The organism is Mannheimia pernigra, from assembly GCF_013377995.1.
Taxonomy (GTDB): domain Bacteria; phylum Pseudomonadota; class Gammaproteobacteria; order Enterobacterales; family Pasteurellaceae; genus Mannheimia; species Mannheimia pernigra.
Map to the genome: position 1 here is coordinate 1,851,675 of NZ_CP055305.1, position 13,613 is coordinate 1,865,287.

Here is a 13,613-nt window from a genome sequence, read left to right on the forward strand (position 1 = left end):
TACTCTCCTATTAGTAAGCTGATTTATTTTGTTCTAAGTAACTCGCATCTAAGCGACCATACATTTTAATGTATGACCAAATAGTATAGCCTAATACTGTTGGTACAAAGATACATGCTACCACTAACATTACGGTTAATGTTGTTTGGCTTGCTGTTGCATCCCACATTGTTAAGCTCATATTAGGGTGAGTAATTGATGGCATTACAAATGGGAACATTGAAACTGCCGCCGTTGTAATTACCCCAACAAGCATAATTGATGATGAGAAGAATGCAAAACCAGAACGATTCGCTCTTGATGCCACAATAGTAAGTAATGCACCAATCACTGCTAATGCGGGAATGATCCATAATACTGGCATTATTGCATAGTTTCTAAACCACGCACCTGCCTCAACGGCTACCGTTTTATTAGTAAAGATAGATTGAGCGTTATGATCTAACTGACTTGTTACAACAAAACCATCTTTGAAATATAACCCCACACCAGCAAGTACAAACGCAACTAACACAACAGCCGCGGTAACCTGTGCTACTTTTCTTGCATTGTTATGAAGTTCATCTGTAGTTTTCATTTGTAACCAAGTTGCACCCTGTGTTGTTAGCATCATTAAACTAATCACACCACATAATAATGCAAATGGATTTAATAAACCAAAGAACGTACCCGTGTATTGTGATTGGTTAATGCTGTTAAATTCAAATGGTACACCTTGTAATAAGTTACCAAATGCAACACCAAATACTAATGATGGTACAAATCCACCGATTAATAACCCCCAGTCCCAAGCATTACGCCATTTTGGACTATCAATTTTGGCACGATACTCAAAACCAACAGGGCGGAAGAATAACGCTGCTAATACTAGAACCATTGCAATATAGAAACCTGAGAACGAGGTTGCATATACTGTTGGCCACGCTGCAAATAACGCACCACCTGCGGTTAATAACCATACTTGGTTACCGTCCCAGTGAGGAGCAACTGTATTGATCATAATACGGCGTTCAATATTACTCTTACCAATCACAGGTAAAAGGTTTAATACGCCCATAGTAAAGCCATCAGTAATGGCGAAACCAATTAATAATACTATGATTAAAATCCACCAAATAAAGCGGAGAAATTCATAATCGAGCATTTTTAACTCCTATTATTTAGCTGATTGTTCGAAGTAATAACGACCTGTTTTTAATGAACTTGGTCCAAGTCGTCCGTATTTGAACATTAAGTACATTTCTATAATTAAAAACAGCGTATACAAACCACATAACAAACCGATAGTAAACCATAAATCGCCCGTTGTTAATGCTGAGTTTGCCACACCAACGGGTAACATTTCATATACAGCCCAAGGTTGGCGACCGTATTCAGCTAAGAACCAGCCAGATTCAATTGCAATCCATGGTAATGGAATACCACATAATAAGGCTCTTAATAGGAAACGGCTTTGTCCAACTCTACCACGCATATTTTGAACAAATGCAGAGATGATTAACAATAACATAATCCCACCCGCAAGCATCATCACACGGAATGCCCAGAATGTAGGACCTACATTTGGAATCGTTTTATCTGCTGCTTGCTTAATTTGCTCTTCTGTTGCATCAATAATATTATCTGTATATTGTTTTAACAATAAACCAAAGCCTAAATCTTTTTGTGCTGCTTTAAACGCTTCTTTATCAGCTTCTGTGTAGTTACCAGAACGTAATTTTTCTAATAAACCATAAGCTACAATGCCGTTACGAACACGTTGTTCGTTAATTATGCGAATATCTTTTAACCCTGTAATTTCAGTATCTAAAGAGCGTGTTGCAATAATACCTGCAGCATATGGAATAGATATTGACACTTCATTTTTCATTTCTGCTGTATTTGGAATCACGACAGCATTCCAAGCTGCTGGTGCTGGATGAGTTTCAAATTCACCTTCCATTGCTGCTAATTTAGTTGGCTGAGCTTTACCTATTTCATAACCAGACTCATCACCAGCAATAATAACTGCAATAATAGCAAATAAACCAAAGCTTGCAGCTACAGAGAATGAACGTTTAGCAAATCCTAAATCACGACCTTTTAAGATATAGTATGCACTAATACCTAATACGAAAATAGAACCACAAACATAACCTGCTGTTACAGTGTGTAAAAATTTAGATTGTGTAACTGGGTTTAATAACAATTCAGAGAAGCTTGAAAGCTCCATACGCATAGTTTCAAAATTAAACTCTGAAGCAACTGGGTTTTGCATCCAGCCATTTGCAACTAAAATCCATAATGCAGATAAGTTAGAACCAAATGCAACACAGTAAGTCGTTAATAAGTGTTTAGCTTTTGATAAACGTTCCCAACCAAAAAAGAACAATCCCACAAATGTAGATTCTAAAAAGAACGCCATTAAACCTTCAATTGCTAATGGAGCACCAAAAATATCACCTACATAATGAGAATAATATGACCAGTTCATACCAAACTGGAATTCCATTGTAATACCAGTTGTTACACCTAGAGCAAAGTTAATACCAAATAACTTACCCCAGAATTTAGTCATATCTTTATATACTTCTTTACCCGTAGTTACATAAAGCGTTTCCATCACAACAAGTACGAAAGAAAGACCTAAAGTAAGCGGTACGAATAAGAAGTGATAGAGTGCAGTTAAAGCAAACTGCAAACGTGAGAGTTCAACTACGTCTAACATCTCAAACCTCTTATTTATTAATATAATAATTTGACAAATAGATTACCCAAAAGTAATCCCCCACAAATTTTCACTTAATTTTAATAACAACCCAAATTGGTTACATTTATAATAAAGTGCTGGTGAATATTCTACCTGTAAATAGCTAATTAAAAAATAGTAATTTTGTTATATTCTTCACAAAATTGGTTTATTTATTAATACAACCTATATAACCAATCGAATAACTTAGTTATATTTACAAACTTATAACAAATAATTTACTATTTTAATAAATATAAAGATAAGTAGATCTTTTATCAAATAAAGATCAAATTTGTAGATGACTTTCACTTAAACTTCTGCTAGTATCTGCTCGCTTTTATCAGTAAAAGATTGAATTTAATAACACTTAAATGTTTGGAGAAACCTATGCTTGGCAGAATTTTAGGAATTACACTTTTTACGATTATTGCTTCAACAGCAGCTCTGGCAAGTGTTAAGACCTCATCACTCTCCGTTGCAAAACCTACTTTAAGTAAAACCCTCCCTACAGAATGTGAGAAAATGTTTAATACTGCAAATAAATTAGTTTCTGATGCAGAAAAACAACCCGGTACTCATACTCAACTCGCTAAAATGAAAAATAAGCTCTCTTCAACAAAGCAACAAATCCTAAAAATGGATACGGCTCTACAGCAAAAAAGTTGTGAAAAAGGTTTAACCGTATTAAATAACCTAAGACAAAAACATCAATAATAAAGCTAATCTAAACCTTATTTTTTACAAATTTTTATAAGAAAATCACCGCTTGTAAAAAGTCTATATTCTTACTAACTCAAATAATCCACATATAATAAATAAAATAGAATTTCTGATCTGCCCCCCAAAAGTTAGACTAATCGTTCAACTATTAAGGTGCAGATTTTTTTATGACTAAAATCTTATTACAAGCGGTCGCAAAGCTTCCAAAAAATGTAAATCTAATATTACATTAGCCCAAGGTATTCAACTAAAACTAAAAGGACTGAGCCGATACAATATCAACATCAGTCCTTTAAATAAGAGTCTAACTTTTGGGGATCAGATTACATCATACCGCCCATTCCACCCATACCGCCCATTGCAGCTGGATCTAATTTTTCTTCTTTAGGTAAATCTGTGATCATACATTCTGTTGTAATCATCAAACCTGCTATAGAAGCTGCGAATTGAAGTGCCGAACGGGTAACTTTAGTTGGATCTAAAATCCCCATTTCAAGCATATCGCCGTACTCTTCTGTCCCTGCGTTATAGCCGTAATTGCCAGAGCCTTCTTTCACGTTACGAGCAACCACTGAGGACTCTTCACCAGCATTCGCTACAATTTGGCGTAATGGCGCTTCCATTGCACGCAATGCAAGTTTAATCCCCACATTTTGTTCTTCGTTATCGCCTTTTAAAGTTGACGCTACTTTGGTTGCAGCACGCACTAATGCTACGCCGCCTCCTGGTACGATACCTTCTTCAACTGCAGCACGAGTTGCGTGAAGTGCATCATCAACACGATCTTTTTTCTCTTTCATTGCTACTTCGGTGGCTGCACCCACTTTAATTACTGCCACACCTCCAGCAAGTTTAGCTACACGCTCTTGCAGTTTTTCTTTATCGTAATCTGAAGTTGAATCTTCAATTTGCTGACGAATTTGAGCCACACGACCTTTAATTTGTGCCTCGTCGCCAATACCATCAATAATAGTCGTGTTATCTTTTGTGATAACCACACGTTTTGCTTGACCAAGCTCTTCAAGCGTTGCTTTTTCAAGCTCCATACCAATTTCTTCAGAAATAACCGTACCCGCAGTTAAGATCGCAATATCTTGTAACATCGCTTTACGACGATCGCCAAAGCCTGGGGCTTTTACCGCAGCGACTTTCACGATACCACGCATTGTGTTTACTACTAAAGTTGCTAATGCTTCGCCTTCAATATCTTCTGCTATAATTAATAATGGCTTACCAGCCTTCGCTACCCCCTCTAACACAGGAAGTAATTCACGAATATTAGAGACCTTTTTATCCACTAAAAGAATGTATGGATTTTCTAATTCAACCGTTCCAGATTCTGGCTTATTAATGAAATATGGCGATAAATAACCACGGTCAAACTGCATACCTTCAACTACATCTAACGCATCTTCTAAACCAGTACCGTCTTCAACAGTAATCACGCCTTCTTTGCCTACTTTTTCCATTGCTTGAGCAATTAGCTGACCTACGGTTGAATCTGAGTTGGCAGAAATTGTACCGACTTGTTCGATCTCTTTTGAGGTTTCACACGGTTTTGAAATTGCTTTTAACTCATCAACTACTGCAGCAACTGCTTTATCGATGCCGCGTTTTAAATCCATTGGATTCATACCTGCTGCAACCGCTTTTAAACCTTCGTTTACGATAGCCTGAGCAAGTACGGTTGCGGTGGTTGTACCGTCACCCGCTGCATCATTGGCTTTAGAGGCAACCTCTTTCACCATTTGTGCGCCCATATTTTCAAATTTATCTTCTAATTCGATTTCACGAGCAACCGAAACCCCATCTTTAGTGATAGTTGGTGCACCATAAGCACGATCTAAAACTACATTACGCCCTTTTGGACCTAAAGTTACTTTTACTGCATCAGCTAAAATATTCACACCTTTTAACATTTTTACGCGTGAATCATTACCAAATTTAACGTCTTTTGCTGCCATTTTATACATCCTTTTTGCTTTTTAACTTGTAAAAAATTTGACTAATCCGACCGCTTGTTGCGGAAAACATTACTCTACGATAGCTAAAATATCGTGTTCGGCAAGAATTAACACTTCTTCGCCATCAATTTTTTCTGCTTTTACACCGTAACCTTCATTAAAAATGACCAAATCGCCCACTTTAACCGCTAAAGGTTGAACAGAACCATTATCTAAAACACGTCCTGAACCTACTGCAATCACTTTACCACGGGTTGATTTTGTTGCTGCCGAACCTGTTAAAACAATGCCACCTGCTGATTTTGTTTCAACTTCTTCACGTTTTAAAATAACTTTATCGTGTAATGGACGAAGTGCCATATTCTGTTCCTCTTATAAATTAATGATTGATAATCCACGCAAAAAGCGTAACGCATAACAATATAAAGGCAGATTTTAGACTTTCAAGAGCAAGCGGTAAAATTTATAAAAAATTTTGCAAACCTCATATTTGTTAATACCCCCAATAAACATTAATTTTATTCATAATAAGATTGAAAATTATGATATTGATTAATAATAACGTTTATTTCATTCTATAGATAAGAGACTTTTAATCTCTGTTTGATTGACTAATATTTTACAAAATGAGGGATTTTCTATGACAACATCACATATTTTAGGTTTTCCACGTGTTGGAGCGAAACGTGAATTAAAATTCGCAGAAGAACGCTACTGGCGTAAAGAAATCACCGAACAAGAATTACTAGATCTAGCAAAAACGCTACGTGAGAAAAATTGGCAATATCAATCACAGGCAAATGCTGATTTCGTATCAGTCGGTGATTTTACCTTCTATGATCATATTTTAGATCTGCAAGTAGCTACAGGTGCTATTCCCGCTCGTTTTGGTTTTGATAGCCAAAATTTAACGCTAGATCAATATTTCCAACTTGCCCGTGGTAATAAAGATCAATTTGCGATTGAAATGACAAAATGGTTTGATACCAACTACCATTATTTAGTACCCGAGTTTCATCCAAATACTGAATTTAAAGCAAATGCAACGCACTACGTCAACCAAATTCGTGAAGCTAAAGCAGCTGGCCATACCGTAAAACCAGTGATTGTAGGGCCTCTCACTTTCTTATTTTTAGGGAAAGAAAAAGGAAATTGGGCAATCTCATCTGCTGAAAAAGCTAACGACAAAGCGACTACTGCAAAATTAGCTATCCAAGCTATTTCACAAAAATCGACGAACACTCGCTTGGATTTATTACCTCAATTATTACCCGTTTACCAAGAGATTTTAACCGCTATCTCTGCAGAAGGCGTAGAGTGGGTTCAAATTGATGAACCGATCTTAGCCTTAGATTTAGCCCCTGAATGGTTAGCTGCATTTGAAACAGTTTATAGCAAATTATCGTCAATCAATGCAAAAATCTTACTTGCTACTTATTTTGGCTCCGTTGCTGAGCATGCCCCCTTGTTAAAAGCACTACCTGTTGATGGCTTACATTTAGATTTAGTACGGTCATCAGAACAACTAGCTTCCTTTACAGATTATCACAAAGTACTTTCAGCAGGCGTGATTGAAGGGCGTAATATCTGGCGAGCTAACTTGACTCAAATTTTAGATGTTCTCGAACCACTTAAAGAAAAATTAGGCGAACGCTTGTGGATTGCGCCAAGTTGTTCACTGCTCCACACACCTTTTGATTTAAATATTGAAACCCAGCTAAAAGAGAACAAACCTGATTTATATAGCTGGCTGGCGTTCACACGCCAAAAAGTGGAAGAACTCAATATTCTTAAACAAGCATTAACCAATTGTAGAGCAAGCGTGAATGCTCAGTTAGAAGAAAGTAATAAAGCGGCGGAATCTCGTGCTAACAGTAAGGTTATTCATAAAGCTGAAGTAACCGAACGTTTGGCTAACCTACCTGCAAATGCAGACCAGCGTCAATCACCATTTGCAGAACGTATTGTAAAACAAAATGCGTGGTTAAATTTACCATTATTGCCGACGACCACTATTGGCTCGTTCCCACAAACCAATGAAATCCGCCAAGCTCGTGCTGCATTCAAAAAAGGGGCATTAAGTTTAGAAGATTACGAAAATGCAATGAAAAAAGAGATTGAGCTTGTAGTGCGTGAACAAGAAAAACTTGATTTAGATGTATTAGTACACGGTGAGGCAGAACGTAACGATATGGTAGAATACTTCGGAGAATTATTAGACGGTTTTGCCTTTACCAAATTCGGATGGGTGCAAAGTTATGGCTCTCGTTGCGTAAAACCACCAGTAATTTATGGCGATGTAACCCGCCCCAGACCAATGACTGTACGCTGGTCGCAATATGCCCAAAGCCTTACCAGCAAAGTAATGAAAGGTATGCTTACTGGTCCAGTTACTATTTTACAATGGTCATTCGTACGTAACGATATTCCACGTTCAACCGTATGTAAACAAATTGGTGTAGCACTTTCAGACGAAGTATTGGATTTAGAGAGAGCAGGTATCAAAGTCATTCAAATTGATGAACCCGCTATTCGCGAAGGCTTGCCACTCAAGCGGTCAGATTGGGGAAATTATTTGCAATGGGCAGGCGAATCATTCCGTTTAAGCTCAATGGGAGTGCAAGATGATACACAAATTCATACTCATATGTGTTATTCAGAATTTAATGATATTCTACCCGCAATTGCCGCACTTGATGCGGATGTGATCACAATTGAAACTTCACGTTCAGATATGGAACTCTTAAATGCTTTTATTGATTTCCACTACCCGAATGACATCGGACCAGGCGTGTATGATATTCACTCGCCACGAGTACCTACCGAAGAGGAAATTGCACATTTATTGCAAAAAGCGTTAAAAGTTGTACCTAAAGAACGCCTTTGGGTAAATCCAGACTGCGGTTTAAAAACCCGTGGCTGGAAAGAGACCTTAGAACAACTTGAAGTGATGATGAAAGTCACTAAAAAATTAAGAGTAGAACTAAAAGCTTAAACCAAAATAGAGGCGAACAAATTGTTCACCTCTATTTTGGTTTTTTCATTCTAAATTGCTTTAGCCAAAAAATCTCCTACCCATTTCTACGCTGTATTTTCCGTTTCTGCTTTTAAACGTTTAATCAGCTCTTTATTTGCTGGTGGAAAAGCTCCCTCGTCTAAATCAGATTGAGCAACCCAAAAGCCCTCTTGCCCCTCTCGTCCAAAAGGTTTATTTATCCATTCTTCCACTAAGTAGAAGAAAAATTCAATAATCTTGTTTGGGTACTCAAAGCTAAAATTTTCATAAGGAAAAGCACTTAGCACTTGAATGCCAATTTCCTCCTCCAACTCACGCTTTAGTGCTTCTTCGGGGGTTTCACCAGCATCAACTTTTCCACCTGGAAATTCTAGCGATTGAGCAAAATCCTGCCCTTCTAAGCGTTGAGTTAAATAAATTTGTCCAAATTCGTTACGGATAATTCCAGCTGAGACTTGAATAATTGGTTTTGACATAAGTTTCCTTTACTCTTCTCCAATTCAAGCGGTTAAATTTAGACGATAATTTGCAAATTTCTATCTAAAAATAACCGCTTGTATCATTATGCGTATTTCGCTTTGTTGCCGTGGCAATGTTTATATTTTTTGCCTGAACCACAAGGACAAGAGTCGTTACGACCAATATTTAAGTTGGCTAACTCTTCATCGCTTAAACTTTCAAGATCCGCTTGCTGTTCTGGCTCATTAGTTTGCATTTGCTCGCTAGCTTTTGCTTCCGTTTCTGCTTGCAAGCGTTGGGCTTCTTCCATCTCTTCTTGGCTACGTACTTGAATACGACTTAGAATGCTGATCACATTGAATTTCAAGGTATTGAGCATATTGGTAAACATTGCAAAAGACTCTTTTTTGTACTCTTGCTTCGGATCTTTTTGGGCGTAACCGCGTAGATGAATCCCCTTGCGTAAGTAGTCCATTGAAGATAAATGATCTTTCCATAACTCATCTAGGTTTTGTAACATTACACCTTTTTCAAAGTTACGCATTACTTCTGCACTCACTTTTTCTTCTTTGGCTTTATACTCTTCAATAGCAATATTGAGAATACGCTCACGCAAGGTTTCTTCATATAGATCTTTTTCGGTTTCTAGCCAGTGAGAAATCGGTAAATCTAGACTAAACTCACGGCGTAAACGCTCTTCTAAACCTGCAATGTCCCACATTTCCTCAATAGATTGCGGTGGAATATATTCGCTGATAGTCGTCTCAAATACATCTTGGCGAATCGCTTCGATCATTGGCGAAATGTCATCTGTATCTAATAAATGATTACGTTGCTCGTAAATAACTTTACGTTGTTCATTTGCTACATCATCATATTGTAGAAGGTTTTTACGACCATCAAAGTTATAGGCCTCTACTTTTGCTTGTGCCGATGCAATTACTTTAGTCAAAAGTTTGGATTCCATCGCTTCACCTTCTTGAGTAAAGGCTTTACGCATCATATTTAACTTACCTTCATTGAGATAAATTCGCATTAACGCATCATCTAACGATAAATAGAAGCGAGATGAACCAGGATCACCTTGACGACCAGAGCGTCCACGTAACTGGTTATCAATACGGCGAGATTCGTGGCGTTCTGTTCCTATAATATGTAAACCACCTGCTTGCATTACGATATTATAGCGTTCCTGCCACGCAGCTTTAATTTCATCAATTTGCTCTTGAGTGGGGTTTTCAAGTTTGGCAATTTCCATTCTCCAGTTACCACCAAGCACGATGTCTGTACCACGACCTGCCATATTAGTTGCAATAGTTACAGCACCAGGCATACCCGCTCTTGCAACAATTTCAGCCTCTTGAGCATGAAATTTTGCATTTAATACATTGTGTGGAATACCCACTTTGGTTAATTCTGCGGATAACAATTCTGATTTTTCTACCGAGGCTGTACCAACTAACACAGGTTGCTGGCGCTCCATACAATCTTTAATTTCCGTAATAATTGCAGCAAATTTTTCTACTTCGCTTTTGTACATTAAATCGGTATGATCAACACGAATAATCGGTTTATTAGTTGGTATGACAACCGTATTTAAGCCATAAATTTGCTGGAACTCAAAAGCTTCAGTATCTGCGGTACCTGTCATACCCGCTAATTTTTCGTATAAGCGGAAATAATTTTGATAGGTAATCGAAGCCACAGTTTGATTTTCGCCTTGAATATTCACACGCTCTTTAGCTTCAATCGCTTGATGTAAACCGTCAGACCAGCGACGACCTGCCATTGTACGGCCAGTATGCTCGTCAATAATTACAATTTCGCCATCTTTTACGATGTAGTCCACATTACGTTCAAATAATTTATGTGCACGTAATGCTGCACTGACGTGATGTAAAAGTGAAATACGAGCTGGATGATATAAACTCTCTCCCTCTTCCATTAACCCCATTTCAGTCAAGAAAGCTTCCACTTTTACCATACCTCGCTCGGTTAAGTGAGCCTGTTTATTTTTGAGATCTAAAGTGAAATCTCCCTCGCCGGTGTATTCTTCGGTATCTTCTTTATCTTGTGCAATCAAATGTGGAATAATTTGATCTACGGCTTGATAAATTTGTGTTGCATCTTCTGCAGGGCCCGAAATAATTAATGGCGTACGGGCTTCATCAATTAAGATAGAGTCTACTTCATCCACTAAGGCGTAGTGTAATTCACGTTGAAAACGCTCATTTTTGTCGTGAGCCAAGTTATCACGCAAGTAATCAAAGCCTAATTCGCTGTTGGTAGAATAAGTAATATCTGCTTGGTATGCGGCACGTTTGACTTCTGGTGCTAAACCTGGAATATTCACACCAACGGTTAAGCCTAAAAATTCAAATAATGGACGGTTAGTTTCCGCATCACGGCGGGCAAGGTAATCATTCACAGTTACAACGTGAACCCCTTTACCTGTTAAAGCATTCAAATAGCAAGGGAAAGTTGCCGTTAACGTTTTCCCTTCACCAGTACGCATTTCGGCAATATTACGCCCTGTTAAAGTCATACCACCAATGAGCTGTACATCAAACGGACGCATACCTAACACACGTTTACTTGCTTCGCGAACTGTTGCAAATGCTTCAGGCAATACACTTTCTAAGGTGGCACCGTCTGCTAAACGGAGTCTAAATTCAGCCGTTTTTGCTTTTAATTCTTCATCTGATAATTGTTCAAATACTGGCTCCAGTTTATTAATTTGTGCCACACGTTTTCTTAAACGTTTTAACGCACGGTCATTGCTTGAGCCAAAAATAGAGGTAAGTAATTTTGAAATCATTGTATTTTCCTAAATATAAATGTTAATTGTTTGATTTTAAACGTTATAGTTAGGCGTAAGGACCTGCTCGGATTGGGTAAATATTTTTCTGTTCCAAGCGGTAGGATTTAGTAAAAAATTCGCAAAAATGCACCGCTTGTGGTTTAATTTCCACTATGTTATGGTTCAATTGTGCAACAAAAAGCGATTGTTGCTCTACCTCATTTGTGAATTGAACGTACTGAAGAAAAGATTGATTGATGACAGCTTCTTGTTCACTTTCATTATCGTTGATCACTTGAACTTCAGGTAAAGCAAGCATCGCAACCATTCCAAAAAAAAGTTGCGACCAAAAAGGTGTTTTATGAAAGTGTTTAAAAAATAAGCTCATTAAGTTCAAGTTAAGTAAATTTTGGTAATTATACGCTAAATTTAAAAAATTGGGTCAAGTAACCTAAAATCAAGTATAAAAATTTAGATAAAGTGAATAAATAGATGAAAAATTCAGCACCCAAAAAGATTAATGACATTTTACAGCACTCGACATTAAGTAAAATTGTCGAAAAAGCCAATTTTATTAATGAGTTAAATCAAAAAATTCGGAAAATATTGCCAGAATCCTATCGTGGGCTTTACCGTGTGGCAAATTTAGTTGATAATCAGCTCATTATTAATGTACAAAGTGCCACTGTAAGACAAGGTTTATTGTTACAACAAACCGCCCTGTTAGCACAAATACAAAATGACTTACCTGAAATAACCCTGCTTGAATTTAGAGTGAATCCAAGCGTTAGATAATTAAGGAAAATGATATGAAAAAAATCGCATTAATTGGGTTTATTACGACGATATTAGCTGGATGTTCATCATTACCACAAAAAAGTGTAATGGGCACCTATGCGGGCGAATTTCCTTGTGCCGACTGCGAGAAAATCCAAGCGCAGCTCACCTTAAATGCTGATAGAACTTATCAATACGACACCATCTATTTCAAAAACAAAAAAGAATATGTTTATCGTGATAAAGGCACATACATCTGGGAACCAAACAAATCAAATGTTATCCGTTTAGAACAAACCTCTGGTAGTCTAGCATTCCAAATATCAGATAGGTATGTAGAGCTTTGCGATCCAAACGGTAATACGGTAAAAAATACAAACAATTATAAATTGAACAAGATCCGTTAACGCATTCTAATAATAAAGAGATTCTTAAGAATCTCTTTATTATTTCTAGCCATTAAGTATAAAAAATCCCCAAGTGAATATACTTGGGGAGAATCTCAAAATAAAAAAGCATTTTACTTTTTTATTTAATCAAGGAAATATCTATGAAAACAGTAAGGAGTCTTTCACTGTTAATGGCGGTGAGAGGGGGATTCGAACCCCCGATACAGTTTCCCATATACACGCTTTCCAGGCGTGCTCCTTCAACCACTCGGACATCTCACCTAACAACATAAAGAGGGCGTAAATATAGCAATATTGCTATATAATTTCAAGTATTTTCTTTACAAAATAAATTAAATCAATTTTGAGATAATTAGTGTCCAACACCTAAACAATTCGGTGATTTCGGCACAACACCGCCTATTTCAGCCCATTCACTTTTGGTGTATAAATGCAGTGCTAATGCGTGAACGCCATTTTTTAATTCTTCGTTCAAACAAGCATAAACTGCTTGATGACGAGCTACTGCTCTCTTGCCTTCAAATTTATCCGAGACTAAAGTGAGCTTAAAATGAGATTCAGCGCCTCTACCTGAACTGTGCATATAGCTTTCATTTTCGATATTTAACAGAATTGGCGAAAAATCTTTGTTGATTTTCTCAATAATGGCTTGTTCTATTAACATTTTTTTCTCTTTCATTGAAAATTAATGGCTAAATGATACTATACTAGGAAAAATTTTCCCATAATTTAGTAA

Annotated in this window: 12 protein-coding genes and 1 tRNA gene; 4 read left to right on the top strand and 9 right to left on the bottom strand. The window is 37.2% G+C overall.

Annotated elements, in window-relative coordinates:
• Positions 1 to 10: 10 nt before the first annotated feature.
• Both cydB and HV560_RS08890 read right to left on the bottom strand, forming a co-directional pair.
• Positions 11 to 1,144 (bottom strand): cytochrome d ubiquinol oxidase subunit II, encoded by a 1,134-nt coding sequence (cydB, locus tag HV560_RS08885; protein WP_176812679.1) that lies wholly within the window; start codon positions 1,142 to 1,144, stop codon positions 11 to 13.
• Positions 1,145 to 1,156: 12 nt separating this feature from the next.
• Positions 1,157 to 2,707 carry a cytochrome ubiquinol oxidase subunit I gene (locus HV560_RS08890; RefSeq protein WP_176810177.1) on the bottom strand — a complete coding sequence of 517 codons (1,551 nt, stop codon included), beginning with the start codon at positions 2,705 to 2,707 and terminating at the stop codon, positions 1,157 to 1,159.
• Between the two features lie 411 nt (positions 2,708 to 3,118).
• Here HV560_RS08890 and HV560_RS08895 point away from each other — a divergent pair, with 411 nt between their 5' ends.
• Positions 3,119 to 3,445: a DUF5339 domain-containing protein gene (locus tag HV560_RS08895; protein ID WP_176810178.1), complete on the top strand. Its 327-nt coding sequence runs from the start codon at positions 3,119 to 3,121 to the stop codon at positions 3,443 to 3,445.
• Positions 3,446 to 3,774: 329 nt separating this feature from the next.
• Here HV560_RS08895 and groL read toward each other — a convergent pair whose 3' ends face one another.
• On the bottom strand, positions 3,775 to 5,415 hold the full coding sequence (groL, locus tag HV560_RS08900) for a chaperonin GroEL (RefSeq protein ID WP_176812680.1): 1,641 nt from the start codon (positions 5,413 to 5,415) through the stop codon (positions 3,775 to 3,777).
• Positions 5,416 to 5,484: 69 nt separating this feature from the next.
• Positions 5,485 to 5,775, bottom strand: a complete 291-nt coding sequence (locus tag HV560_RS08905) for a co-chaperone GroES (RefSeq protein ID WP_176808730.1) — start codon at positions 5,773 to 5,775, stop codon at positions 5,485 to 5,487.
• A 280-nt stretch (positions 5,776 to 6,055) separates the two neighbouring features.
• On the opposite strand from HV560_RS08905, the gene metE reads away from it, so the two are divergent.
• Positions 6,056 to 8,410, top strand: coding sequence for a 5-methyltetrahydropteroyltriglutamate--homocysteine S-methyltransferase (gene metE / locus HV560_RS08910; RefSeq protein WP_176812681.1), 2,355 nt, complete (start codon positions 6,056 to 6,058; stop codon positions 8,408 to 8,410).
• An 86-nt stretch (positions 8,411 to 8,496) separates the two neighbouring features.
• Here metE and mutT read toward each other — a convergent pair whose 3' ends face one another.
• The 3 genes from mutT to secM all read right to left on the bottom strand — a co-directional run bounded on the left by mutT (position 8,497) and on the right by secM (position 12,078).
• Positions 8,497 to 8,907, bottom strand: a complete 411-nt coding sequence (gene mutT, locus HV560_RS08915) for an 8-oxo-dGTP diphosphatase MutT (RefSeq protein WP_176810180.1) — start codon at positions 8,905 to 8,907, stop codon at positions 8,497 to 8,499.
• An 86-nt stretch (positions 8,908 to 8,993) separates the two neighbouring features.
• Positions 8,994 to 11,708 (bottom strand): preprotein translocase subunit SecA, encoded by a 2,715-nt coding sequence (secA, locus tag HV560_RS08920; RefSeq protein ID WP_176812682.1) that lies wholly within the window; start codon positions 11,706 to 11,708, stop codon positions 8,994 to 8,996.
• Positions 11,709 to 11,757: 49 nt separating this feature from the next.
• A complete protein-coding gene (gene secM, locus HV560_RS08925) occupies positions 11,758 to 12,078 on the bottom strand; it encodes a secA translation cis-regulator SecM (RefSeq protein WP_176812683.1) in 321 nt (106 codons plus the stop codon).
• A 104-nt stretch (positions 12,079 to 12,182) separates the two neighbouring features.
• Here secM and HV560_RS08930 point away from each other — a divergent pair, with 104 nt between their 5' ends.
• Both HV560_RS08930 and HV560_RS08935 read left to right on the top strand, forming a co-directional pair.
• Positions 12,183 to 12,485, top strand: a complete 303-nt coding sequence (locus HV560_RS08930; RefSeq protein ID WP_176808735.1) for a DciA family protein — start codon at positions 12,183 to 12,185, stop codon at positions 12,483 to 12,485.
• A gap of 14 nt (positions 12,486 to 12,499) precedes the next feature.
• The gene (locus tag HV560_RS08935) at positions 12,500 to 12,874 is read left to right on the top strand and encodes a copper resistance protein NlpE (protein ID WP_176812684.1); all 375 of its coding nucleotides are present in this window, start codon (positions 12,500 to 12,502) and stop codon (positions 12,872 to 12,874) included.
• A 174-nt stretch (positions 12,875 to 13,048) separates the two neighbouring features.
• Here HV560_RS08935 and HV560_RS08940 read toward each other — a convergent pair.
• A tRNA-Ser gene (locus tag HV560_RS08940) sits at positions 13,049 to 13,138 on the bottom strand.
• Positions 13,139 to 13,229: 91 nt separating this feature from the next.
• Positions 13,230 to 13,541, bottom strand: coding sequence for a BolA family protein (locus tag HV560_RS08945; protein WP_176810184.1), 312 nt, complete (start codon positions 13,539 to 13,541; stop codon positions 13,230 to 13,232).
• Positions 13,542 to 13,613 lie beyond the last annotated feature (72 nt).